The sequence below is a fragment of the Jatrophihabitans sp. sgz311053 genome (genome assembly GCF_056135305.1).
The window spans coordinates 147,087-169,611 of sequence record NZ_JBWAXP010000001.1 but is presented as its reverse complement, the minus strand read 5'-3'; the positions used below and the strand labels follow the sequence as shown (position 1 = coordinate 169,611).

Sequence of the window (22,525 nt, the reverse complement as noted above, 5' to 3'; positions counted from 1 at the left end):
CGGTCAGGCTGCCAGCAGCGCGAGGACCTCGTCCACGACCCGCCGTGGTCCGGCCACGTGCCAGCGGGGTCCGGCGGTCTCGACGACCTCGGTCGCGCCGCCGGCCGCCCGGACCAGCGCCGCACCGGGGAGCCAGTCCCAGGGCTTGCAGTTGGCCTGGACGTAGACGCCGAGGCGTCCGGCGGCGACGGCGGCGAGCTCGACCGATCCCGACCCGAGCATCCGGACGGTGGCCGCACCCTGCATCACCCGCAGCAGCGGCTCGCGCAGCTCGGCGTCGGGCAGCGTGGTCGGGTGCAGGTACGTCGCCAGCGAGACCTCGGCGTACGGCCTGTCGGCCAGCGGGGGCAGCCCGATCCCGTTGCGGGTCGCCGCCGCGCCGTCGCCGCCGAGCCAGAGCTCGTCGGTGGCCGGCTGGTAGATCGCGCCGAGCGCGTCGTCGCGGGCCACGGCAGCGCACCAGGTGGGCAGTCCGGAGACGAAGTTGTAGGTGCCGTCCACCGGATCGACGTACCAGGTGCGGCCACCACCGGCGTCGGCCGTCCCCTCCTCGCCGACGATGGCGTCGTCCGGTCGCTCGTGGCGCAGCCGTGAGACGACCAGCTCCTCCGCGGCGTGGTCGGCGGCGGAGACGACGTCCGAGATCGAGGTCTTGTACTCGACGTCCAGACCCTCGCGCAGCATGCGGGCGGCCAGTGTCCCGGCGTCGCGGACGAGGTCGGCGGCCAGCTGCAGATCGTCCACGAAGCACCACGCTAGCGGCGGCGCGTTCTGGCAGAGTGCGCGGGCGTGAGCGAGCGGACCACCGTCACCCGGCTGCGCGAGAAGGCGACCACCGACCGCGCGGCGCTGGACGCGTTGCTGGACGAGGCCGTGGTCGGACACCTCGCCGTCGTTCGGGACGGCGGCGGCCCCGTCGTCGTGCCGACCGCGATCGCCCGCGACGGCGACCGGGTGCTGATGCACGGCTCGACCGGCTCGCGATGGATGCGCGCGGTCGCCGACGGAGCGCCGGTCAGCCTCGCCGTCACCGCGCTGGACGGGCTCGTCGTCGCTCGGTCGGCTTTCGAGTCGTCGCTGCACTACCGCAGCGCGGTGCTCTTCGGCTGCTGCGAGACGGTGGACGGGCCGGACAAGACCAGGGCATTGGACGTCATCACCGAGCACCTGCTGCCCGGCCGCACCGCGGAGGTCCGCGCCTCGACCCCCCGCGAGCTCGCCGCCACCCTCCTGCTGGCGCTGCCCATTGTCGAGTGGTCGCTCAAGATCTCCGACGGCTGGCCGGACGACCCGCCCGAGGACGTCGCCGGGGACGCCTGGGCAGGCGTGGTGCCGCTGCGGACCTCGCGACTCGAGCCCCGGCCCGCGCCCGACCTGCGGGACGGGATCTCACTGCCGCCGTCCCTATCGTGAAAGCTTCTCCAGCGTCTTGCGAATGCCGTTGGCGTTCTGCTTCGTCATGCCGACGAGCTCCAGCACCTTGGCCTGGACGCCCGGCACCGTGCTGTAGTCGAAGGTCTCGGTGACCCTCGTGCCGGTCGCAGTCGGCTCGAATTCCCAGCGCCACCGGTGACCGGCCGGGTGCCGCCACTCGACGACGCGGCCGTCGACGAGCTCGGTCACCCTGCTCGTGATCCGGTAGGGGACCCCGTACATCCTCATCTTCACCGAGAACCTGTCCCCGGCGGCGAGCCGGGAGGGTCCCTTGACGGCATCCTGCACGGTGCCGGAGCCGTCCAGCTCGTGGTGCCGGTGCGGATCGGCGGCCAGGGCGAAGAGCTCGTCCGCGGGACGGGCCACCTCGGTCGTGAACGTGATCTTGCGCGGTCCGGTGTCTACCTGCGAGACGGTCATGCCCATGGGAGTTCCCGGCTGCGGTCGGCTGGTACCGCAGTCGTAGCGTGGCTTACGTGACGCACCCGGCCCCCGCCCCGCGCCCGCGCGTGGGACACATCCAGTTCCTCAACTGTCTGCCCATCTACTGGGGCCTGGTGCGCGGTGGTGCGCTGCTGGACGTCGAGCTCACCAAGGACACCCCGGACCACCTCAACGAGATGCTCGTCCGGGGCGACCTGGACATCGGCGCGATCTCGCTGGTGGAGTACCTGCGCAATGCCGACGACCTCGTCGTCCTGCCCGACATCGCCGTCGGCTCCGACGGACCGGTGCTGTCGGTGAACCTGGTCTCCACCGTGCCGCTGAAGGAGCTGGACGGCGGTCGGGTGGCGCTGGGGTCGACGTCCCGGACGTCGGTGCTGCTCGCCCGGCGCTGGCTCGCGGAGGTCCACGGCGTCGAGCCGGAGTACTTCACCTGTCCGCCGAACCTGTCGACGATGCTGCTGGAGGCCGACGCCGCCGTGCTGATCGGCGACGCGGCGCTGCGCGCGACCTACGAGGCGCCGGCGATGGGGCTGACGGTCCACGACCTCGGGACGGCCTGGCGGCAGTGGTCCGGCCTGCCGATGGTCTTCGCGGTCTGGGCCGCCCGCCGCGAGTACGCCGAGGCCAACCCCGGCCTGGTGAAGGACGTCCACCACGCCTTCGTCACCGGCCGTGACGACGCGCTCGCGCACGTGGACGAGATCGCCGCCACGGCGTCCCGGTGGGAGGTCTTCGATGCCGAGACCCTGGCGACCTACTTCCGCACCCTCGACTTCTCGCTCGGCGACCGGCAGGTCGACGGGCTGCGCGAGTTCGCCCGTCGGGTCGGGATGCCGGTCGACCCGGTCTTCGCGCAGCTCTGACGGCGGTCAGTTCGCTGCCGCGGGCCAGACCATGGTGCGGAAGGCGTCGTTGGTGACGGTGCGCAGGTCATCTTTGGTGACGAACTCGCCGTTGGAGGCGAACTGGCACCCGGTGCCCGGCACGGAGACCCAGACGATGCCCGTGCTGAAGGTGAAGCCGAGCAGGTAGGACGGCTGCTTGGCCATCGGCGCGGGGAGGTCGCAGCGCGCCTTCTTCGACGCCTTCGCCGCGGCGCTGAGGAAGCGGGCGGCGCCCCGCTCGTTGTCGTCCAGGACGACCCGGCCGTCCAGCGGCAGGTCGACGCCCCGCTGCCCCGGCGCGGCGGCCCGGTAGCGGCAGATCGCCACGTAGCGCGGCTGCGCGTCGGGGACGAGGTCGGCCTCGCCGTCCACGCCGGAGGGGACGGCCGGCACCCGGCGGGTGATGTCGGTGACGCTGCCGGCATAGGTGCCGGGGCAGGCGAGGGCGCCGTCGTCGTCGACCCGCGAGCCACCGCGATTGTCCTTGCCCGCGCCGACGAGGAAGACCACCGCCGCCACCACGATCGCCAGCGCGGCGGCGCCGACCAGCGGCAGCCAGCTCAGCGTGCGGTCGGCAGGGGCAGGGGCAGGGGCGCTGGGTGCTTCGCCGGTGTCGGGCGAGCCGTCGCCCGGCTGGGAATCGCGGGTGTCATCGGTCATGGCCCTGCCATCATGCCGGACGTCCCGCCGTAGCCTGGAGGCATGACGTCAGGGACCCGCGCCGACCTCCAGGCCGTTCTCGACCGCGCTGCCGACGGTGGCCGCATCTCGCCGGCCGAGGCGCTCGAGCTCTACACCGACGCGCCGCTGCACGCGTTGGGCCGGGCGGCCGACGCCGTCCGCCGCCGACGCTTCCCCGACAACATCGCGACGTACATCATCGACCGCAACATCAACTACACCAACGTCTGCCTGACGGCCTGCAAGTTCTGCGCCTTCTACCGGGCGCCGAAGCACGCGGAGGGGTGGACGCACCCGCAGGAGGAGATCCTGCGCCGCTGCGGCGAGGCGGTGGACCTCGGCGCCACCCAGATCATGCTGCAGGGCGGCCACTCGCCGGAGCTCGGCATGGAGTGGTACGAGCAGACCTTCGCCGCGATCAAGGAGCACTACCCGCAGCTGACGCTGCACAGCCTCGGCGCCTCCGAGGTGGTGCACATCAGCAAGGTCTCGGACCTCTCGCACGCCGAGGTCATCACCCGGCTGAAGGCGGCCGGGCTCGACTCCTTCGCCGGGGCGGGCGCCGAGATCCTGGTGGACCGGCCGCGCACTGCCATCGCCCCGCTGAAGGAGAAGGGCGAGGTGTGGCTGTCGGTCATGGAGACCGCCCACGGCCTCGGCCTCGAATCCACCGCGACGTTCATGATGGGCACCGGCGAGACCAACGCCGAGCGCATCGAGCACCTGCGCATGATCCGCGACGTCCAGGACCGCACCGGCGGGTTCCGGTCGTTCATCCCGTGGACGTACCAGCCGGAGAACAACCACCTCAAGGGACGGACGCAGGCCACCAGCCTGGAGTACCTGCGCATGGTCGCAGTGGCCCGGCTCTTCTTCGACAACATCGTCCACCTGCAGGGGTCCTGGCTGACCACGGGCAAAGACATCGGTCAGCTCACGCTGCACTTCGGCGCCGAGGACCTCGGCTCGGTGATGCTGGAGGAGAACGTCGTCTCCAGCGCCGGCGCGAAGCACCGCTCCAACCGGCAGGAGCTCATCGATCTCATCCGCGGCGCGGGACGCATCCCGGCACAGCGCGACACCCTCTACAACCACCTCGTGGTGCACCGCGATCCGGCCGACGACCCGACCGACGACCGCGTCCACTCGCACTTCAGCTCGACCGCGCTGAAGCTGCTGCCGGTGGCCAGCGCGAGCTGAGCGGCGTGCCAGAGAAGGGCCGCTAGTCTGACGGCGTGTCCCTCGCCGTCGCCATCCCGTTCGGGCTGGCCTCGGCAGTCGTCTACGGCACGTCCAGCGTCGTCCAGCACAAGGTCGCCCAGGAGCAGGCCGACGACCACGGGGCCAGCGCGGCCGGTCTGCTGCGGCTGATCAAGCACCCGATCTTCCTGCTGTCGCTCTGCGGCGACTTCCTCGGTTTCATCCTGAACCTCGTCGCGCTCTCCACCGGGCCGGTGGTGCTCATCCAGCCGCTGGTCGTGCTCATGCTGCCGGTGGCGCTGATCGTCGGGTACCTGATGGGCGGGCACAAGCCGACGCTCGGCGACTACCTCGGCGTTGCGGCGGTGCTCGCCGGCCTCGCCACGTTCCTGGCCCTCATCGGCGTCCCCGGCGAGCCCCACGTCCCCAAGGTGCGGTTCCTGATCCTCACCATCGGCATCGTGATCGTCTTGTCGGTGCTCGCCTGCGTCGTCACGCTGAAGATGAGCAAGACCGTCCGCGGCGCCGTTTACGGCGCCTCCGCGGGCGCTTGCTTCGGCACGCTGGCGATGCTGGTGGACGCCGCCTCGGACCGGCTGTCCCAGCGGGGTTTCGAGGGACTGCTGGACAGCCCCAAGGGCCTGGTGCCGATCGTCGGGATGTTCGTCGTCGGCACCACCGGGATGATCCTGACGCAGATGTCCTTCCAGGTCGGCGCCATCGGCGCGACGCTGCCTGCCAACCTCGCGGCCGATCCGCTCGTCGCCGTCCTGCTCGGCGCCATCGTGCTCCGTGAGCGCATCCCGTCCGACCTGCCGCACATCGTCGCCTACGTCGCCTGCCTCGGCGTGGTCACGGCGGGTGCTATCAAGCTGGCCAATCCGCCGGAGGACGACCACGCCCCGCCCGGCAAGCAGACCTCGACTCCGGATGTCGCCCCCGCCGCACCGGTGGACTGAGCACCTCGAGGGTTTTCGTAATACGATTTGACCATGGTCAGCGACGCGCAGATCCAGCAGTGGGCAGACGAGGCCGAGTCGGGCTACGACGTCGAGCAGTTGAAGCGCCGGGGTCGCGGCCGTCCGGGACGCGGTGCCGAGCCCATGCAGGTCGTCGCCGTCCGTCTCACCGCGGACGAGCTGGCGATGGTGGACGACATCGCTCGGCGTGAGAATCTGTCACGCTCCGACGCAATCCGACAGGCGCTGGCCCACTTCGCCGCGTGAAAGCGCACCGCAGCGCTCTCAAGCACGGTGTGTCAATCGAGGATGCTGTACATGCGGCCGAATGGGCTCAATGGGTCGAGCCGCTGCAGGACGACGACTGGCCGCACCGGGAGCTCCGTCTCGGGTTCGACACACAGGCGCGGCTGCTGGAAACCGTCGTTCTCGTATTCGAGTCGGGGAGATGAGTTGGTGATCCACGCGATGTCGGCGCGGAAGCAGTACTGGGACCTCCTGTCGTAGTCCTCGCCCGCGCGTCGAAACTGGAGCGCACCGACCGTCCGGCAATGCCGAGCGGAATGACAGACTGAGGCGGTGAGCCGCGCCAGTCTGGACAAGCGACCGTCCGAGGTCGCCGAGATGTTCGACGGCGTGGCCCGGCGCTACGACCTCACCAACACCGTGCTCTCCTTCGGGCAGGACCGCCGCTGGCGTCGCCGCACGCGGATCGTCCTGGAGCTCAAGCCCGGCGACCGGGTGCTGGACCTCGCCGCCGGTACCGGCGTCTCGACCGTCGAGCTGGCCCGCAGCGGTGCCGACGCGGTGGCCTGCGACTTCAGCCTCGGCATGCTGAAGGCGGGTCATGCTCGCCGTGACCGCCGTGACCGGGTCCCCTTCGTCGCCGGCGACGCGACCCGGTTGCCCTTCGCCGACGCCGTCTTCGACGCCGTCACGATCAGCTTCGGGCTGCGCAACGTCTCGGACTACGCCGGCGCGCTGCGCGAGATGGCCCGGGTCGTCCGCCCCGGTGGCCGGCTGGTGATCTGCGAGTTCAGCCGGCCGGTGTGGAAGCCGTTCCGCCACGTCTACCTGAACTACCTGATGCGCGCGCTGCCGTGGATCGCCCGGCGGGTCTCGTCCAACGCCGACGCCTACGTCTACCTCGCCGAGTCCATCCGGGCCTGGCCTGCGCAGGACGAGCTCGCGGCCCTCGTGGCCGGGGCGGGATGGGACGACGTCCGGTACCGCAACCTCACCGGTGGCATCGTCGCGCTGCACGTCGGCACCCGCACCGCCGGTTAGCCTCCGACCGCCCGGGGGTACGTCGGCTGTAGAGGCGCAGCGTGGACCCCGCGTTGTTCGCCACGACCCGAGAGGACGAGACATGAGCCTGGACGACGACGACATCATCACCGGTGACGGTGGCGCCGACGGCGGCGCGGGAAGCGGCGACGGTGGCGCTGACGGCGCTGCCGAGCCCGGCCCCGAGGGCCCGGCCGACAGCGGTGACGGCGGTGCCGACGGCGCTGCCACCCCCGGCCCCGAGGGCCCGGCCGACAGCGGTGACGGCGGTGCCGACGGCGCTGCCACCCCCGGCCCCGAGGGCCCGGCGGACAGCTGAGCGTGTCTCACGCTGACTCCTTCGGCGGTGCGGTCGGCACGGCGCTTGCGCGCTGTGTCGCCCGCACCGCCGATGTCTTCGCTACCGAGCACTGGGGCCGTGCCCCGCTGCTCTCCCGGGCCGCCGAGCTGCCCGGTCGCTTCGACGACCTGCTGAGCCCTGAGGCCGTCGACGAGCTCGTCTCCGAGCGCGGCCTGCGCACGCCGTTCCTGCGCATGGCCAAGGAGGGCTCGGTGCTGCCCGCGGCGAAGTTCACCCGCGGTGGCGGCGCTGGCGCGACGATCGCCGACCAGGCCGCCGACGACAAGATCCTCGCCGCGATGGGTGACGGCGCCACCCTCGTGCTGCAGGCCCTGCACCGCACGTGGCCGCCCCTGGTCGACTTCGCCTCGCAGCTGGCCGCCGAGCTGGGCCACCCCGCGCAGGTGAACGCGTACATCACCCCGCCGCAGAACCAGGGTTTCGCGGCGCACTACGACGTGCACGACGTCTTCGTGCTGCAGGTCTCGGGCCGCAAGCGCTGGACCATCCATCCCCCCGTCGTCGACTCCCCGCTGGACAACCAGCCCTGGGACAAGCGCCGGCCGGCCGTCGAGGCCGCCGCGCAGGGCGAGCCCTTAGTCGACACCGTCCTGGAGCCGGGCGACGCGCTGTACCTGCCGCGCGGCACCATCCACTCGGCGGTGGCACAGGGCGAGACCTCGATCCACCTCACCGTCGGCGTCCACCCGCTGACCCGCTACCACCTGGTGCAGCATCTGCTGGCTGCCGTCCAGGAGGATCCCGAGCTGCGCGCGTCGTTGCCGATGGGCGTGGACCTCGGCGACCCCGACGTCCTCGGACCTGAGCTGGCCGCGACCCTGGACGCCCTGCACCGCGCGCTGGACGCGCAGCCGGTGCCGGCCGCGGCCGAGCACCTCGAGACCACCCTGATGCAACGCACCCGCCCGGAGGCGATCGGGCCGCTGGCGCAGCTCGCCGCCGCCGAGGACGTGACAGCGGAGACCGAGGTGAGACTGCGGTCCGGGCTGCGGGTCCGCGTGCGGCCGGCCGAGGACGGCGACACCATCGCGCTGATCCTGCTCGACCGGACAGTCACCGTCCCCGCCGACGCCGCGGATGCGGTGAAGCTGGTGCTCGCCGGTGACCCCTTCACCCCGGCGCAGTTGCCGGGGTTGGACGAGACCGGTGCGACCACCTTCGTGCGCCGGCTGCTGCGCGAAGGCGTGCTCGTCACGGCTGTTCGGGGTGCCCGCAGCTGAGACACTGGTTGTCGTGACGCCCGCTGAGCGGCCGACGCAGACCGCGCCCCGGCCCCGCGAGACCCTGGACCGCTGCGCGCTGCGGGCGCAGCTGCGCGGTGACCTCATGCTCGGCAGCGCCTTCCCGGCCGCCCGGCTGCTGCTCGTCGAGCAGCCCGGCGCCTGGGGACGGCGTGGCCTCTGCGACTCCGACTTCGACCCGCAGACGGCGCGCGAGCTGGAGTCCCGCGCCGGTGCCGTCGGGGTTCGGGTGCAGGCGGTCCGGCGCCATGGCCGCACCCCCCGCGGCACGGCGCGCCACTGGGCGGTGGTGGATACCCGCGACGACCGGCAGACGGTGCGCTTCGGCACCTATGGGCGTGACGCCGAGCTGCTGGACCTGGCCTTCGACGGCACCGACGGCGAGCCCGGCAGCGGCGAGCCCCTCTTCCTGGTCTGCGCCCACAGCAAGCACGACACCTGCTGCGCGCTCCGTGGCCGTCCCGTCGCCGCGGCCATCGCCGAGCTCCGTCCCGGCCGGGTGTGGGAGACCAGCCACCTGGGCGGCGACCGCTTCGCCGCCAACGTCCTCGTCCTGCCCTCCGGCCTGCTGTACGGTCGGGTCCTGCCCTTCGCCGCCCCGGAATTCGTGGCGGCGGCCGAGGCGGGGGAGGTCGTCGGCGCGCTGCTGCGAGGCCGCATCGGGCTGCCGCCGGTGGCGCAGGCCGCGCTCGGCTTCGCCCACGAGCAGCTCGCGGTTCGCCGGCGTGACGACCTCGCCGTCGTCGACGCCCCGCCCCCGGTGAACGGGGTCTCGGTGGTCCGGCTCCGCGCGCCGCACGGGCTCGTGGACGTCACCGTCCAGGTCGAGCGCATGGACGTCACCGGCCTGACCTGCGCCAACCCGCGGGCCGGGCACTATCTCGGCTACCGGCCGACGCTGGTGCAGCCGGTCGACTGATCCGGCGACCACGGGCCGCGCGGCGCCACCTCAGCGCGGACGGTCGGGCGCGACCCGGAGCGTCAGCAGGAAGGTCGCCAGCATGTCGTAGTGGCCGACGAGCAGCAGCAGCTCCACCAGCTGCGGCTCGGCCAGCTCGGCACGGAGCCGCTCCCACTGCGCGTCGTCGAGATCCCGGTCCCGGACCAACGCGTCGGCCGCTCGCAGCAGTGTCGCCTCGCGGGAACTCCAGCCGGGGGCGTCGGGGCCGGCCGTCACGCGGTCGACGTCCCCAGCCGTGACGCCAGCGCGCCCGCCGATGCGCACGTGGTGGTCGAACTCGTAGGCACAGCCGCGCAGATGCGCTACCCGCAGGATCACCAGCTCGGTCTCGCGACGCGGCAGCGTGCCCCGGGGCATGAGCCTGCCGGCGAAGCGGAGCCAGCCCCGGAACAGCCTGCGGTTCCGGGCCATGGTGCGGAACAGGTTCGGCGGGTTGGTCCGCATCGCCACACCCGAGGCGGCGGTGAAGGCATGCGCGACGAGACCGATCTCGTGGCGGTCGCCGGGCGTGATCCTGGGATCCGGTGTCGCCGTCATCGCGGTCCCTCCTGCTCCGGGCGGTGTCGTGCCGTCGTCAGTGTCCCTGGGTCTTGAGCCGCTCGTAGGAGCGGTTGATCTCGGCCTCGGCGTCGGCGCGTCCCACCCAGTTGGCGCCCTCGACGCTCTTGCCGGGCTCGAGGTCCTTGTAGACCTCGAAGAAGTGCTGGATCTCCAGCCGGTCGAACTCCGGCAGGTGATGGATGTCGCGCAGGTGCTCCAGCCGCGGGTCCGAGACGGGGACGGCCAGGACCTTGTCGTCGCCGCCCTTCTCGTCGGTCATCCGGAACATGCCGATGGCCCGGCACCGCACCAGCACGCCCGGGAAGAGCGGGTCGCCGTGCACCAGCACGAGCGCGTCCAGCGGATCGCCGTCCTCGCCCAGCGTCTCCTCGATGAAGCCGTAGTCGGCCGGGTACTGGGTCGAGGTGAACAGCGTGCGGTCCAGCCGCATCCGTCCGGTCTCGTGATCGACCTCGTACTTGTTCCGGCTGCCCCGGGGGATCTCGATGAGGACGTCGAACTCCACGGCCTTCTCCTTCGTGCGACACACGTGCCGGCGGGCACGACGCCCTAGTGTGGCGCATCATGAACGCGCGCACCCTGCGGACGGCCGCACTGGTGCTGCTCGTCATGGTTCTCGCGGCCGCCGCGGCGGTGGCCGGCTTCATGATCACCGACCGGGTGCGCGGCACCGCGACGGCACCCGTCCCCGCCGAGCCGAGTGCCTACGCCGCGGCCGACCGCCGACCCGCCGCGCTCCCGCGGCTCGCCGAGCGGCCGGTGGACGGTGCCGCGCTGGCCGCCGCCGTCGCCTCGGCCCTGCGCGCGCCGGGCCTCGGCAGCAGCGTGCTGGCCAGCGTCGTGGACGCCCGGCGGGGGACCGTGCTGCTCGACCGCTCCGGCAGCACCCCGGCGGCACCGGCCTCCACGGCCAAGCTCACCACCGCCGTCGCGGCGCTGACCGTCCGGAAGGCGACCGATCGCATCACCACCGTCGCGGTGAGCGACGGTCGCGGCACGCTCACCCTCGTCGGCGGTGGCGACCCGACGCTGAGCGCCGCGCCGGCCGGACGGCAGACCGAGTACCCCGGCGCCGCGCGGCTCAGCGACCTGGCGGCGCAGGTGAGGCGCTCCGGGGTGGCGGTCCGGCGCATCGTCGTCGCCTCCCGCTTCACCGGCCCGGTCGTCTCGCCGGCGTGGGCGAGCGAGGACGTCCCCAGCGACTACGGCGCCGGCATCACCGGACTGATGGCCGACGGTGGCCGCGCCGCGCCGGGGGACGCCGTCCGCAGTGCCGAGCCCGATCTCGCCGCCGCGCGCTCCTTCGCGGGACTGCTCGGCCGGGGGAGCCTGCCCATCGCGCGGGGCAGTGCACCGGCGGGCTCGCGGACGGTCGGCACCGTCGCGTCGGCACCGATGGGCATGCTCGTGGAGCAGATGCTGCTGGAATCGGACAACGTCATCGCCGAGTGTCTGGCGCGGCAGGTCGCGCTCGCGACGGGTGAGCCGGCCACCTTCACCGGAGGCGCGGCCGCGGTGCGGCAGGTGCTGCAGCAGCGGGTCGGGGTGGCGATCGGCACCGGGCTGGTGGACGGCAGCGGTCTCGCGGCGCGAGACCGTCTCGCTCCGGCCACGCTCACCTCGCTGCTGCGGGCGGTGGTCACCTCTAGCAACCCGGCCGTGCAGCAGATCGCCGCGTCGCTGCCGGTCGCCGGTTGGTCCGGGTCGCTGGCCGCGCGCTACGGCGCCGCCGCCAGCTCCGCCGGCGCCGGGGTGGTCCGCGCGAAGACCGGGACGCTCACCGGGGTCTCGACGCTGGCGGGCCTCGCGCACACCCGCCGGGGCGGACTGATCGTCTTCGCCGTCTTCGCCGACCGGAACACCGGCACCCCTGCCGCGCAGGCGGCACTCGACGCCCTGATCACGACGATGGCGACCTGCGCCTGCTGAGCCCGGTCGCGCCGAGCGCGCTCACATCGTCGTCCGCGTAGCGTGTAGCCATGCCGTCAGCCACCCGCCGACCCGGAGCCCGGTGGGCGCCGTGAGCGGGCTCATCGACTGGGAGCTCGCCACCCGCGCGGCCAAGCGCTTCAGCCCCGCGTCGCCCGACGTCTCCCGGCGGGAGGCCGACGACGCGGTGGACGAGCTCTACCGTGCGACCGCGGAGGCCGCCGACCACGTCGCCTCGCTGACGCTGCTGCAGGAACCGCCCGTCACCGCCGTCACCCGCGTGATCGACCGGGCCGCCTGGATCGAGGCCAACGCCAACGGCATGCGCACGGTGATGAGCCCGGTCGTCGAGCGGCTCACCGAGGACAACCCGGTCGGCCGGGTCGCCGAGCGGATCGGCGGCCGGCTCACCGGAGTCCAGGTCGGCGTGGTGCTCGGCTTCCTCTCGGGCAAGGTGCTGGGGCAGTTCGAGTTCTTCGACCGCCCCGGCGGTCAGCTGCTCCTGGTCGCGCCGAACCTGGTCTCGGTCGAACGGCAGCTGAAGGTCGATCCGCGCGACTTCCGGCTCTGGGTCTGCCTGCACGAGGTCACCCACCGGGTCCAGTTCACCGCGGTGCCGTGGCTGCGGCGTCACATGCTCGACGAGATCGACGCGCTGAGCGCGACCATCGACACCGACCCCGCCGAGATGCGCCGCCGTATCGGGGGCGCGGTCGGTGAGCTGGTGAAGGTCGTCCGGAACCAGGGCGACGGCTCCGGCGTGCTGTCGGTGCTCGCCACACCGGAGCAGCGGCAGGTGCTGGAGCGGGTCACCGCCTTCATGTCGCTCGTCGAGGGCCACGCCGAGTACGTCATGAACGCCGTGTCGCCGACCGTGATCCCGAGCCAGCAGGTCATCGAGAGCCGCTTCGGGGCGCGCCGTCGCCGCGGCGGCAACCCGCTGGACCGGCTGCTGCGCCGGGTGCTGGGGATGGAGGCCAAGACCAGGCAGTACGTCGACGGCTCCGCCTTCGTCCGCGACGTCGTCGCCCGCATCGGCGTCACCGACTTCAACGCCGTCTGGACCTCGCCCGAGACCCTCCCCACCCGCGCCGAGATCGCCGACCCCGAGCGCTGGATCGCCCGGGTCCACGCCTGACCGGTGTCAGGTCCGCTGGCCGTCCGCCCCGTCTGGCCGGCGGCTCACGCCCCGTCCCTTGTGGGCCCGGCCCGTCGCGCCCCGTCCCCTGTGATCAACTTGTCTTTGCCGTCGCCAGGACGAAGGCAAAGACAAGTTGATCACGTCCGACGGGTGGGGCCGACCGTCCGTGGGGTCGGCTGATGGGGCCGACGGCGGCGGTCGCGGCGGTACGGTCCGCGATCCGGGCAGCGCTGACCGGGGACGACCGACCCGTCCTGGTCGCGTGCTCCGGCGGCGCCGACTCGCTGGCGCTCGCGGCGGCGGTCGCCTTCGTCGCGCCGCGCACCGGAATCTCCGCCGGCCTCGCCACCGTGGACCACGGCCTGCAGGACGGGTCGGACCGCCGCGCCTCGGCGGTCGCGGCGCTGGGTGCCGAACTCGGCTTCGACCCCGTCGTGGTGCTGCCGGTGACCGTCGGGACCGCCGGCGGGCCCGAGGCGGCGGCGCGCGAGGCCCGCTACGCCGCCCTGGACGCCACCGCCGCAGCGCTCGGCGCCCGGCTGCTGCTCGGCCACACGCTGGACGACCAGGCCGAGACGGTGCTGCTCGGTCTGGGCCGTGGTTCGGGAGCGCGGGCGTTGGCGGGGATGCGGCCCGTCACCGGAGACCGGCTCCGTCCGCTGCTCGGTCTGCGGCGGGCCGTGACCCGGCAGGCCTGCGTCGACCTGGGCCTGCCTGTCTGGGACGACCCGCACAACACCGATCCGGCCTTCCGGCGGGTGCGACTGCGGACCGAGGTGCTGCCGCTGCTGGAGGAGGTGCTCGGTGGCGGGGTCGCGGAGGCGCTGGCCCGGACGGCTGACCAGCTCCGCGCCGACGCCGACGTGCTGGACGAGCTGGCCGACGCCGCCGGGCCTGTGCCGGCCGGTCCGCTGCCGGTCGCCGAGCTCGCCGCGCAGCCCGCGGCACTGCGCAGGCGGCGGCTGCGGTCCTGGGCGGCGCGCGCCGGAGCCGGGTCGCTGAGCGCCGAGCGGACCGCCGCCCTCGACGCCCTCGTCACCGACTGGCACGGCCAGGGACCGGTGGACCTGCCCGGGGGCGTCAGCGTGCAACGGGCGTCTGGGAGACTCGTTGCCGTGCGGACGGAGACGACGTGAGCCTGCTCGACGCGGACATCGACGAGGTCCTGATCTCGACCGAGGCGATCGCGACCAAGATCGGCGAACTCGCCGCGGAGATCGACACCGCCTACGCCGACAGCGAGCCCATCCTGGTGGGAGTGCTCAAGGGTGCGGCCATGTTCATGTCCGACCTCGCGCGAGCCCTCGAGCGGCCGTCGACCATGGAGTTCATGGCGGTCAGCTCCTACGGCAGCGGCACCCAGAGCAGCGGTGTGGTGCGCATCCTCAAGGACCTCGACCGCGACATCGCCGGCAAGCATGTCCTCATCGTCGAGGACATCATCGACTCCGGACTGACGCTGTCGTGGCTGCTGCGGAACCTGCGCAGCCGCAACCCTGCCTCGATCCGCATCGTCACGCTGCTGCGCAAGCCCGAGGCCGTCAAGGTGGACATCGCGGTCGACTGGGTCGGATTCGACATCCCCAACGAGTTCGTCGTCGGGTACGGCCTGGACTACGCCGAGCGCTACCGAGACCTGCCCTACATCGGACGTCTGAAGCCCGCCGTCTACGGCGGCTGAGCGGCGGCGGATCAGGCCCGCCGTGTACCGTCAGGGGTTCAGAAGTGCCCGTCTGACGGGCCCTTCGTGCACTTCACAGTCCCCTCCAGACGTGGGAAGGAACGCGGGCGGCCCGCCGTTCGTGGTAATGATATGAATCGCAGGCGCATTCTCCGGTCGTGGTGGCTCTGGGCCATCGTGATCCTCTTCAGCTTCATCGTGCTGCCGAACATCCTCTCCGGCGGCGACGAGTACCGGGGCGTCTCGACGTCCGACGCGCTTGCGCAGGTACGCGAGAACCACGTCTCGAAGGTCGTCATCGACGACAAGGCCCAGATGATCAAGCTGGACCTCAAGAGCGGTGACAAGCTCGACGGCAAGTACTCGAAGATCAGCGCGCAGTACCCCTCCGGCGCCGGCGACGAGATCTTCAACACCCTGAGCTCGGCGGCCCAGAAGAACGACGGGCTCAGCTTCCGCACCTACGTGGCCAAGGACAACACCTGGCTGTCGCTGCTGGTGAGCCTGCTGCCCTTCATCATCATCTTCGGCGTCCTGTTCTTCGTCATGAGCCAGATGCAGGGCGGCGGCAGCCGGGTGATGAGCTTCGGCAAGAGCAAGGCCAAGCTCGTCAGCAAGGACACCCCGAAGACCACCTTCGCCGATGTCGCCGGCGCCGACGAGGCGATTCAAGAACTCGACGAGATCAAGGAGTTCCTCGCCAACCCCGCCAAGTTCCAGGCGATCGGCGCCAAGATCCCCAAGGGCGTCCTGCTCTACGGCCCGCCCGGCACCGGCAAGACGCTGCTGGCCCGCGCCGTCGCCGGCGAGGCCGGCGTCCCGTTCTACTCGATCTCCGGCTCGGACTTCGTGGAGATGTTCGTCGGCGTCGGTGCCTCGCGCGTCCGCGACCTCTTCGAGCAGGCCAAGTCCAACGCGCCGGCCATCATCTTCGTGGACGAGATCGACGCCGTCGGCCGGCACCGCGGCGCCGGCATGGGCGGCGGTCACGACGAGCGCGAGCAGACGCTGAACCAGATGCTCGTCGAGATGGACGGCTTCGACGTCAAGGGCGGCGTCATCATGATCGCCGCCACCAACCGTCCCGACATCCTCGACCCCGCGCTGCTGCGCCCCGGTCGCTTCGATCGCCAGATCGCCGTCGGCCCGCCCGACGTCATCGGCCGCGAGGCCGTGCTGAAGGTGCACGCCAAGGGCAAGCCCTTCGCCGCGGACGTCGACCTGTCGGTCATCGCGCGCCGGACACCCGGCTTCACCGGCGCCGACCTGGCCAATGTCATCAACGAGGCGGCACTGCTCACCGCGCGCAACAACGGCCGGCTCATCACCGCCGCTGCGCTGGAGGAGTCCATCGACCGCGTCATCGCCGGCCCGGAGCGCAAGACGCGGGCGATGAGCGACAAGGAGAAGCGGGTCACCGCCTACCACGAGGCCGGCCACGCGCTGGCCGCGTGGGCGATGCCCAACCTCGACCCCGTGCACAAGGTGACGATCCTGCCGCGCGGGCGCTCGCTGGGCCACACCCTGGTGCTGCCGCTGGAGGATCGCTACACCCAGACCCGTGCCGAAATCCTGGACCAGCTGGTCTACGCGCTCGGCGGCCGGGCCGCCGAGGAGCTCGTCTTCCACGAGCCGACCACCGGAGCGTCGAACGACATCGAGAAGGCCACCAAGCTGGCCCGCTCGATGGTCACCGAGTACGGCATGAGCAGCAAGCTCGGCGCGGTCAAGTACGGCACCGGCGACTCCGAGCCGTTCATGGGGCGCGACTACGGTCACCAGCGCGACTACAGCGAGGACATCGCCGCGGACATCGACGCCGAGGTCCGTGACCTGATCGAGGGCGCGCACGACGAGGCGTGGGAGATCCTGCAGCAGCACCGCGACGCCCTCGACGCGATGGTGCTCGAGCTGGTGGAGAAGGAGACGCTCTCCAAGGAAGACCTGGAGCGCATCCTCGCGCCGGTCCACAAGCGGCCGCCGCACAACACCTTCACCGCCTTCGGCAAGCGCACGCCCAGCGACCGGCCGCCGATCGAGATTCCGCCGTCGTTGCGCAAGCCGTCTCCGAACGGCTCGGCCAACGGCTCGGCCAATGGCTCGAACGGCCATGGCAACGGCAACGGTGCGCAGCCCGGTGTCACCCCCGAGCCCACGGCGCCGCAGCCGCCAGCCCCTGGCGGCGGCTACTTCGGTCCGCCCCCGGCCGGTGGTGGCTACGGTCAGCCGGGCGGTGGCTACGGCCCGCCGACCGGTGGCGGGGCGTGAGCGACAGCCGGCAGGGCAGCGTCGGGTGGACCCATGAGTGACAGCGAGATGCTCGGCATCGACGTGGCCCGCGCCGAGTCAGCGGTCCGCGAGCTGCTCCTCGCCCTCGGTGAGGACCCGGACCGCGAGGGCCTGCAGAAGACCCCGGCGCGGGTGGCCAAGGCCTATGCCGAGGTCTTCGGCGGCCTCGCCGTCGAACCGGCCGACGTCCTCGAGACCACCTTTGCCGAGAACCATGACGAGCTGGTGCTGGTCAAGGACATCCCGCTCTACTCCACCTGCGAGCACCACCTGGTGCCGTGGCACGGGACAGCGGCGGTCGGTTACATCCCCGGTGCCGACGGCCGCATCACCGGGCTGTCGAAGCTGGCGCGGCTGGTGGATCTCTACGCCCGCCGGCCGCAGGTCCAGGAGCGGCTGACCCGGCAGGTGGCCGACGCCATGGCCGAGCGACTGCGCCCCCGTGGCGTCATCGTCGTCGTCGAGGCCGAGCACCTCTGCATGTCCATGCGGGGTATCCGCAAGCCGGGGTCGAAGACCATGACGTCGGCGGTGCGCGGGATCTTCAAGACCGACCCCCGCACCCGCTCCGAGGCGCTCAGCCTGATCCTGGGGCGATAGCCGTGACGGTGGTGCCGGTGCGCGACGACCGCATCACGATCATGGGCGTCCTGAACACGACGCCGGACTCCTTCTCCGACGGCGGCCGACACGAGCGCCTCGACGCGGCGGTGGCGCACGGCCTGCGGCTGCGCGCCGAGGGTGCCGACCTGGTCGACGTCGGTGGGGAGTCCACCCGGCCCGGCGCCCGGCGGATCGACACCGAGGAGGAGCTGCGGCGGGTGCTGCCCGTCGTCACGGAGCTCGCCGCGGCGGGGGTGCCGATCTCCATCGACACCTACCGCGCGTCGGTGGCCGCTGCTGCGCTCGACGCCGGTGCCGTCATGGTCAACGACGTCTCGGGCGGCCTCGCCGACCCCGACATGGTGCGGGTGGTGCGTGACGCCGGCTGTCCCTGGAGCCTGATGCACTGGCGGGGGCATTCCGACCGGATGTCCGAGCTGGCCGTCTACGACGACGTCGTCAAGGACGTCACCGACGAGCTGCGGGAGCGGGTCGACGCGGCCCTCGCCGCGGGAGTGTCCGAGGACCGGCTGATCGTCGACCCCGGGCTCGGCTTCGCCAAGACCGCGGCCCACAACTGGGCCCTCCTCGCCGCGCTGCCGGTGCTGCTGGAGCTGCGGCTGCCTGTCCTCGTCGCCGCCTCGCGCAAGTCCTTCCTCGGCAGGCTGCTCGCGGACGAGGACGGGACTCCCCGTCCGGTCGGCGACCGCGAGGACGCGACGACCGCCATCACCGCGCACTGCGCCGCCGCCGGGGTGTGGGGGGTGCGGGTGCACGAGGTGCGACGCTCGGTCGACGCGGCGCGGGCGATCGCGGCGATCCGGCGGGCGGTCCGATGACCGACACCATCGCCCTGCGGGGGCTCACCGTCCGCGGTCACCACGGCGTCTTCGACTTCGAGCGACGCGACGGTCAGGACTTCGTCGTCGACGTCGTGCTCGAACTCGACACCGCGCGCGCCGCCGCCACCGACGACCTGACCCACACCGTCCACTACGGCGAGCTGGCCGAGGGTCTCGCCGCCGTTGTCGCGGGGGAGCCGGTCGACCTGCTCGAGACGCTGGCGCAGCGGCTGGTCGAGGTCTGCCTGGCCGACGACCGGGTCGACGCCGCAACCGTCACCGTCCACAAGCCGCAGGCGCCCATCCCGCTCACCTTCGCCGATGTGGCCGTCACCATCCGTCGCGAGCGGGCGACGTGACCACCCCGGCCGTCCGCCACACCGGCGCCGCCCCCGCCCCGGTGAGTGGGCCGTTCGGGGCTCAGTGGGCCGGTATTTCGGCCCACTCAGCAGCTTTTCGGCCCACTCGGCGCGGTGGGGCGGGGCCCGCTCAACCGGGTGGGGCGGGGTCCACTCAGCCGGGTGGGTCGGGGCCCCGAAGCCGGCGGGGACGCCGATGAGCACGGCGGTGTTGTCGATCGGCGCCAATCTCGGCGACCCGGCTGCGCAGCTGCAGCTGGCCGTCGAGAGCCTGCGGCCGTGGCTGCGGGCGGTGTCACCGGTCTACGCCACGCCGCCGTGGGGCCCGGTCGAGCAAAACGACTTCCTCAATGCCGTGCTGGTCGTCGACGATCCGGACGCGACGCCGCGGGACTGGCTGCAGCGCGCCCACGACGCCGAGCAGGCGGCCGGGCGGACACGTGACGTCCGGTGGGGCCCCCGGACGCTGGACGTCGACGTCGTCACCGTGGACGACGTCCGCAGCGACGACCCGGTGCTCACGCTGCCCCATCCCCGGGCGACGGAGCGCGCCTTCGTCCTGGTGCCGTGGGCTGCGCTCGACCCGCTGGCAACACTCGCCGGACGCTCGGTGAGCGCCTGGCTCGCCGACCTGCCCGGTGACGAGGTCGCCGCCGTCCGCCGCAGCGAGGTGGAGCTCACATGAGTCGGCCCGGCATGCGCCGTACGGCCTGGAGCGACCTCGCCATCCCCTTCGCCGTGGTGACGGGCGTGGTCTACCTGCTGCTCCGCCTCAGCTACGACTCGCTGCCGCCGCTGCAGTACCTCGTCCCGCTCCCGCTGGCCGTGCTGGCGGTGGTGGAGTGGGTCTCGTCACGGCGTGTCCGGGCGGCGGTCCGGCACGATCCGGATGCGAAGCCGATGGCCGCCCTGGCCATCGCCCGCTTCGTCGCCCTCGGCAAGGCCTCGGCCCTCGTGGGAGCCGGTGTGGCCGGTGCCGCTGTGGGGTTGCTGCTGCGCGTGCTCCCCGACGTCGGCGCCGTCGACGCGGCCGAACACGACGCCGGGGTGGGCGGCCTGCTGCTGCTCGCGGCGGTGCTGGTGGTCCTGGCCGGGATGGCGCTGGAACGGGCCGGGATCGACCCCGGCAGCGACGAGCGCGGGGCCCGACGCGGTACCTGAGATTCTCTTCGGTCTGTCGGGGAAGGTCAGGCTCGGTGTCTAAACTGGCCCGGTGCCTCCGCCCGAGAAGCCGCCGCTCACGCGTGCCGTCGTGCTGCGCAGCATCGGCTTCACCGTGGCCATCGCCCTCGGGGCGGTGGCGGTCTGGCTGACCGTCACCAGCGAGACGCAGAAGAGCATGCGGATCGGCATGCTTGTCGGCCTGTGGGGACTGTTGCTCGGCGCCTACTCGATGTTCGGCGCCCGCCGCGCGCCCGGCCTCGAGTCGGGTGACGACCCCGGCCGCGAGATCGCTGTCCGCGAGGCGCGAGCCGTCGAGCGTCGGGACGACGCCGACGACCGCCGGTCGTGGGAGGCACGGCTGGAGCGCCTCATCAGCCGGGAGATCAGCACCGCCGTCGGACGCGAGACCGCCGCGCTGCGTCACGAGATTGCTGAGCTGCGCCAGGAGATCCTGGACAAGGTGGGTGGCCAGCTGCGGCTGGAACGCATCGAGACGACCCGGTTGATCGGCTCGGACCTCGAGGCGCTGCAGCACGAGGTGCGCCAGCTCAAGGACGTCAACGGTGGCCTGCCCGCCATGCGCGACCTGCTCCTCGCCGCGAACGCCACCAACGACCCGCGGCTGGCCGTCCGGCCCGTGGTGGAGCCGGCGCGGGTCCGTCCGGTCAGCCGTCCGACCGCGGAGGTCGAGGCAGATGTCCGCCCGGCGCAGTCCGGCATGCAGCCCCCGACCGCACCGCAGTCGCCCGTCCAGCAGCCGATCGCGCAGCAGCCCGCCGGCCGTCCCGGTCACGCACGGGCGTCGCAGCCGAACGGGGCCGCCGCCCGTCCCGAGACTCCGGCGGCCCGGCAGCCGGTCTCGCAGGCCGCCGACGAGGCGGTCCGTTCCCGCAGCGCCGGCGCCCCCCAGCAGGTGGGTCGCCCGGCAGCGCCGCAGTCGGGACAGCAAGCGGCACAGCAGCGCCCCGGCCGAGCCGACGAGCAGCCCGTCGCCCGCCCGGCCAACGGAGTCCCGACGCTCAAGCCGCTGACCCGTCCGGCGGAGGCGGCCCCCGCGCAGGGAGTCGCCGGCTCGGCTGCCGGCCGCGACAGCGGACAACCGCAGACCGACGGCCAGCCGCGGGCCGCGCAGCCGGCCCGGCAGCAGCCGGCCGCCGAGGCCGCCGTCGCCCGCACCGATCGGAACCCGGCGCAGACGCCCGCGGTGAAGCCCGCCGACGAGGCGACGTCGACGAAGCCCGCCGCCGCGGCGAAGCCCGTGGAGCCCGTCGCCGACGCGAAGGCCGCCAAGCCCGCCGCGGGGGCGAAGGCCGCGAAGCCTGCCGAGCCGGTCGCACCCGCTGAGCCGGCCGATCCCTTCGCCTCCCTACCGCGCCTGAGCCGTTTCACCGACTTCGCGCTCGACCCCGTGGTCGACAGCGGTGCCCCGGAGCGTGGCCGCAGCGGCTCCCCCGCCAAGGACGTCAACGGCAGCGGGAATGGTCAGCCCGCCGCGAAGGCCAACGGCAGCAACACCCCGTCCGCGCCGGGACCGGACCACGCCAACTACCGTGGCCGCCGCCGGGCTGCCGACGAGGAGACGCCAGCCCGTCACGGCAGTCACGCCGCGGGCGGTGCACCGGCGCAGCAGGCAGCACCGGCGGCATCGCCCCAGCCCTCGCCCGCAGCGACCGAGGCAGGCAATGCCGGCGGCCGACGGCGGCGTCGCGACGAGGGCGAGGACGACGGCAGCGAGCTGCTGGCCCGGCTGCTGGCGCGGGAGACGTCCGCGGACCGCTAAACGCGTCGGCGCCGATCCCGTGCGCCGGCGGCGCCGGGACCCGGCTGCGTCGTCGTGACCTCGCGCACCGCCCGACGTACGCGACGAGCGAGGATGGTCGACGAGGCGCTACCGGAGTCGCTCGTCCAGCGTGCGCGCCCACATCCGCGAGATACCGGCCCGGCGCTGGCTGTCGTCGGTGAGTAGGTTGGCCAGGCCGAGGCCGCGGGCCAGGTCCAGCGTCGCCTGGACGGTCTCCCGCACGCCCTGACGGCGCTCGTCCACCCCGAGCACGTCGACCACCAGCCGGTGGACCTCGCGGCCGATGCGGGCCTCGAGCGGGACGATCTGCTCGCGCAGCAACGGTTCGGCTGCGGCCGCCACCCACAGCATCAGCGCGGCACGGAAGAACGTCCCGCTGAAGAGGTCGAAGACGACCTCGACGATGCGGTCGGTGGTGACTCCGCCCGGATGCTCGCCCAGCTCGCGGCGCAGCTGCTCGCCGCGTTCGCGGGTGACGTGCTCCAGTGCGGCGGTGAAGAGCGCCTCTCGGGTCGGGAAGTGGTGCTGCGCGGCACCGCGTGACACCCCGGCCCGCTCCGCGACGACTGCCACCGTGCTCGCCGACCACCCCAGCTCGGCCAAGGACTCGATGGCGGCTTCGAGCAGCCGGGCGCGGGTCGCCCGCGAGCGGTCCTGCTGCGGCTGCCGGGTGTCCAGGCCGGTCACGCGACCCCACGCC

General features: G+C 72.8%; 26 protein-coding genes and 1 pseudogene. 21 read left to right on the top strand and 6 right to left on the bottom strand.

The annotated features are described in order from the left end of the window. Positions 1 to 3 precede the first annotated feature (3 nt). Positions 4 to 744 (bottom strand): inositol monophosphatase family protein, encoded by a 741-nt coding sequence (locus AC0NZQ_RS00520; RefSeq protein ID WP_474527649.1) that lies wholly within the window; start codon positions 742 to 744, stop codon positions 4 to 6. A 45-nt stretch (positions 745 to 789) separates the two neighbouring features. On the opposite strand from AC0NZQ_RS00520, the gene AC0NZQ_RS00515 reads away from it, so the two are divergent. Next, positions 790 to 1,413, top strand: a complete 624-nt coding sequence (locus tag AC0NZQ_RS00515; protein WP_474527648.1) for a pyridoxamine 5'-phosphate oxidase family protein — start codon at positions 790 to 792, stop codon at positions 1,411 to 1,413. Here AC0NZQ_RS00515 and AC0NZQ_RS00510 read toward each other — a convergent pair. Next, positions 1,405 to 1,854, bottom strand: coding sequence for an SRPBCC family protein (locus AC0NZQ_RS00510; protein WP_474527647.1), 450 nt, complete (start codon positions 1,852 to 1,854; stop codon positions 1,405 to 1,407). The genes AC0NZQ_RS00515 and AC0NZQ_RS00510 overlap by 9 nt on opposite strands. Before the next feature lie 56 nt (positions 1,855 to 1,910). Between AC0NZQ_RS00510 and AC0NZQ_RS00505 the strand changes: the two genes are divergently transcribed. Beyond that, the gene (locus AC0NZQ_RS00505) at positions 1,911 to 2,744 is read left to right on the top strand and encodes a menaquinone biosynthetic enzyme MqnA/MqnD family protein (RefSeq protein WP_474527646.1); all 834 of its coding nucleotides are present in this window, start codon (positions 1,911 to 1,913) and stop codon (positions 2,742 to 2,744) included. A gap of 6 nt (positions 2,745 to 2,750) precedes the next feature. On the opposite strand, the gene AC0NZQ_RS00500 is transcribed toward AC0NZQ_RS00505, so the two are convergent. Then, entirely contained in the window at positions 2,751 to 3,425 is a 675-nt protein-coding gene (locus AC0NZQ_RS00500; RefSeq protein ID WP_474527645.1) for a hypothetical protein, read from the bottom strand. Between the two features lie 42 nt (positions 3,426 to 3,467). Here AC0NZQ_RS00500 and mqnC point away from each other — a divergent pair, with 42 nt between their 5' ends. The 8 genes and pseudogenes from mqnC (at position 3,468) to AC0NZQ_RS00460 (ending at position 9,413) form a co-directional block, all read left to right on the top strand. Continuing rightward, a complete protein-coding gene (mqnC, locus tag AC0NZQ_RS00495) occupies positions 3,468 to 4,646 on the top strand; it encodes a cyclic dehypoxanthinyl futalosine synthase (RefSeq protein WP_474527644.1) in 1,179 nt (392 codons plus the stop codon). Positions 4,647 to 4,681: 35 nt separating this feature from the next. After that, positions 4,682 to 5,605: a DMT family transporter gene (locus AC0NZQ_RS00490; protein ID WP_474527643.1), complete on the top strand. Its 924-nt coding sequence runs from the start codon at positions 4,682 to 4,684 to the stop codon at positions 5,603 to 5,605. A 33-nt stretch (positions 5,606 to 5,638) separates the two neighbouring features. Further along, on the top strand, positions 5,639 to 5,872 hold the full coding sequence (locus AC0NZQ_RS00485) for a ribbon-helix-helix protein, CopG family (RefSeq protein WP_474527642.1): 234 nt from the start codon (positions 5,639 to 5,641) through the stop codon (positions 5,870 to 5,872). Then, a pseudogene (locus AC0NZQ_RS00480) lies at positions 5,869 to 6,112 on the top strand (BrnT family toxin). Before AC0NZQ_RS00485 ends, AC0NZQ_RS00480 begins: the two are co-directional and overlap by 4 nt. Positions 6,113 to 6,184: 72 nt before the next feature. Next, positions 6,185 to 6,892: a demethylmenaquinone methyltransferase gene (locus AC0NZQ_RS00475; protein WP_474527641.1), complete on the top strand. Its 708-nt coding sequence runs from the start codon at positions 6,185 to 6,187 to the stop codon at positions 6,890 to 6,892. Between the two features lie 82 nt (positions 6,893 to 6,974). Further along, on the top strand, positions 6,975 to 7,211 hold the full coding sequence (locus tag AC0NZQ_RS00470) for a BatC protein (RefSeq protein ID WP_474527640.1): 237 nt from the start codon (positions 6,975 to 6,977) through the stop codon (positions 7,209 to 7,211). After that, a complete protein-coding gene (locus tag AC0NZQ_RS00465; protein WP_474529373.1) occupies positions 7,208 to 8,473 on the top strand; it encodes a cupin domain-containing protein in 1,266 nt (421 codons plus the stop codon). The genes AC0NZQ_RS00470 and AC0NZQ_RS00465 overlap by 4 nt, the downstream gene beginning before the upstream one ends. Before the next feature lie 13 nt (positions 8,474 to 8,486). After that, positions 8,487 to 9,413, top strand: coding sequence for a sucrase ferredoxin (locus AC0NZQ_RS00460; RefSeq protein WP_474527639.1), 927 nt, complete (start codon positions 8,487 to 8,489; stop codon positions 9,411 to 9,413). Between the two features lie 30 nt (positions 9,414 to 9,443). On the opposite strand, the gene AC0NZQ_RS00455 is transcribed toward AC0NZQ_RS00460, so the two are convergent. Both AC0NZQ_RS00455 and AC0NZQ_RS00450 read right to left on the bottom strand, forming a co-directional pair. After that, positions 9,444 to 9,992, bottom strand: coding sequence for a carboxymuconolactone decarboxylase family protein (locus AC0NZQ_RS00455; RefSeq protein WP_474527638.1), 549 nt, complete (start codon positions 9,990 to 9,992; stop codon positions 9,444 to 9,446). A gap of 37 nt (positions 9,993 to 10,029) precedes the next feature. After that, a complete protein-coding gene (locus AC0NZQ_RS00450; RefSeq protein ID WP_474527637.1) occupies positions 10,030 to 10,521 on the bottom strand; it encodes an inorganic diphosphatase in 492 nt (163 codons plus the stop codon). A gap of 59 nt (positions 10,522 to 10,580) precedes the next feature. Here AC0NZQ_RS00450 and dacB point away from each other — a divergent pair, with 59 nt between their 5' ends. The 11 genes from dacB (at position 10,581) to AC0NZQ_RS00395 (ending at position 21,804) form a co-directional block, all read left to right on the top strand. Next, positions 10,581 to 11,945, top strand: coding sequence for a D-alanyl-D-alanine carboxypeptidase/D-alanyl-D-alanine endopeptidase (gene dacB, locus AC0NZQ_RS00445; protein WP_474527636.1), 1,365 nt, complete (start codon positions 10,581 to 10,583; stop codon positions 11,943 to 11,945). A gap of 91 nt (positions 11,946 to 12,036) precedes the next feature. Next, positions 12,037 to 13,083, top strand: coding sequence for a zinc-dependent metalloprotease (locus tag AC0NZQ_RS00440; RefSeq protein ID WP_474527635.1), 1,047 nt, complete (start codon positions 12,037 to 12,039; stop codon positions 13,081 to 13,083). 179 nt (positions 13,084 to 13,262) lie between these two features. After that, positions 13,263 to 14,222 carry a tRNA lysidine(34) synthetase TilS gene (tilS, locus tag AC0NZQ_RS00435; RefSeq protein WP_474529372.1) on the top strand — a complete coding sequence of 320 codons (960 nt, stop codon included), beginning with the start codon at positions 13,263 to 13,265 and terminating at the stop codon, positions 14,220 to 14,222. Continuing rightward, entirely contained in the window at positions 14,219 to 14,767 is a 549-nt protein-coding gene (gene hpt, locus AC0NZQ_RS00430) for a hypoxanthine phosphoribosyltransferase (RefSeq protein WP_474527634.1), read from the top strand. Before tilS ends, hpt begins: the two co-directional genes overlap by 4 nt. Before the next feature lie 132 nt (positions 14,768 to 14,899). Beyond that, positions 14,900 to 17,035, top strand: coding sequence for an ATP-dependent zinc metalloprotease FtsH (gene ftsH, locus AC0NZQ_RS00425; RefSeq protein ID WP_474527633.1), 2,136 nt, complete (start codon positions 14,900 to 14,902; stop codon positions 17,033 to 17,035). A 33-nt stretch (positions 17,036 to 17,068) separates the two neighbouring features. Further along, the gene (folE, locus tag AC0NZQ_RS00420; RefSeq protein WP_474527632.1) at positions 17,069 to 17,656 is read left to right on the top strand and encodes a GTP cyclohydrolase I FolE; all 588 of its coding nucleotides are present in this window, start codon (positions 17,069 to 17,071) and stop codon (positions 17,654 to 17,656) included. A 41-nt stretch (positions 17,657 to 17,697) separates the two neighbouring features. Further along, the gene (gene folP, locus AC0NZQ_RS00415) at positions 17,698 to 18,498 is read left to right on the top strand and encodes a dihydropteroate synthase (protein ID WP_474529371.1); all 801 of its coding nucleotides are present in this window, start codon (positions 17,698 to 17,700) and stop codon (positions 18,496 to 18,498) included. After that, positions 18,495 to 18,860, top strand: coding sequence for a dihydroneopterin aldolase (gene folB, locus AC0NZQ_RS00410; protein WP_474527631.1), 366 nt, complete (start codon positions 18,495 to 18,497; stop codon positions 18,858 to 18,860). The genes folP and folB overlap by 4 nt, the downstream gene beginning before the upstream one ends. A gap of 196 nt (positions 18,861 to 19,056) precedes the next feature. Beyond that, positions 19,057 to 19,545, top strand: coding sequence for a 2-amino-4-hydroxy-6-hydroxymethyldihydropteridine diphosphokinase (gene folK / locus AC0NZQ_RS00405; protein ID WP_474527630.1), 489 nt, complete (start codon positions 19,057 to 19,059; stop codon positions 19,543 to 19,545). Beyond that, a complete protein-coding gene (locus AC0NZQ_RS00400) occupies positions 19,542 to 20,021 on the top strand; it encodes a DUF3180 domain-containing protein (protein WP_474527628.1) in 480 nt (159 codons plus the stop codon). The genes folK and AC0NZQ_RS00400 overlap by 4 nt, the downstream gene beginning before the upstream one ends. A 52-nt stretch (positions 20,022 to 20,073) precedes the next feature. Further along, positions 20,074 to 21,804: a DUF6779 domain-containing protein gene (locus tag AC0NZQ_RS00395; protein ID WP_474527627.1), complete on the top strand. Its 1,731-nt coding sequence runs from the start codon at positions 20,074 to 20,076 to the stop codon at positions 21,802 to 21,804. A gap of 108 nt (positions 21,805 to 21,912) precedes the next feature. On the opposite strand, the gene AC0NZQ_RS00390 is transcribed toward AC0NZQ_RS00395, so the two are convergent. After that, the gene (locus AC0NZQ_RS00390) at positions 21,913 to 22,512 is read right to left on the bottom strand and encodes a TetR/AcrR family transcriptional regulator (protein WP_474527625.1); all 600 of its coding nucleotides are present in this window, start codon (positions 22,510 to 22,512) and stop codon (positions 21,913 to 21,915) included. Positions 22,513 to 22,525: the final 13 nt, after the last annotated feature.

What these genes read in the sequence shown, in the direction of transcription:
- ftsH (WP_474527633.1), top strand. Translation starts at nt 14,900, where the DNA reads ATGAATCGCAGGCGCATTCTCCGGTCGTGGTGGCTCTGGGCCATCGTG.
- folB (WP_474527631.1), top strand. Translation starts at nt 18,495, where the DNA reads ATGACCGACACCATCGCCCTGCGGGGGCTCACCGTCCGCGGTCACCAC.
- folP (WP_474529371.1), top strand. Translation starts at nt 17,698, where the DNA reads ATGGGCGTCCTGAACACGACGCCGGACTCCTTCTCCGACGGCGGCCGA.
- AC0NZQ_RS00470 (WP_474527640.1), top strand. Translation starts at nt 6,975, where the DNA reads ATGAGCCTGGACGACGACGACATCATCACCGGTGACGGTGGCGCCGAC.
- AC0NZQ_RS00500 (WP_474527645.1), bottom strand. Translation starts at nt 3,425, where the DNA reads ATGACCGATGACACCCGCGATTCCCAGCCGGGCGACGGCTCGCCCGAC.
- AC0NZQ_RS00510 (WP_474527647.1), bottom strand. Translation starts at nt 1,854, where the DNA reads ATGACCGTCTCGCAGGTAGACACCGGACCGCGCAAGATCACGTTCACG.
- folE (WP_474527632.1), top strand. Translation starts at nt 17,069, where the DNA reads ATGAGTGACAGCGAGATGCTCGGCATCGACGTGGCCCGCGCCGAGTCA.
- AC0NZQ_RS00455 (WP_474527638.1), bottom strand. Translation starts at nt 9,992, where the DNA reads ATGACGGCGACACCGGATCCCAGGATCACGCCCGGCGACCGCCACGAG.
- dacB (WP_474527636.1), top strand. Translation starts at nt 10,581, where the DNA reads ATGAACGCGCGCACCCTGCGGACGGCCGCACTGGTGCTGCTCGTCATG.
- AC0NZQ_RS00485 (WP_474527642.1), top strand. Translation starts at nt 5,639, where the DNA reads ATGGTCAGCGACGCGCAGATCCAGCAGTGGGCAGACGAGGCCGAGTCG.
- mqnC (WP_474527644.1), top strand. Translation starts at nt 3,468, where the DNA reads ATGACGTCAGGGACCCGCGCCGACCTCCAGGCCGTTCTCGACCGCGCT.
- folK (WP_474527630.1), top strand. Translation starts at nt 19,057, where the DNA reads ATGAGCACGGCGGTGTTGTCGATCGGCGCCAATCTCGGCGACCCGGCT.
- AC0NZQ_RS00400 (WP_474527628.1), top strand. Translation starts at nt 19,542, where the DNA reads ATGAGTCGGCCCGGCATGCGCCGTACGGCCTGGAGCGACCTCGCCATC.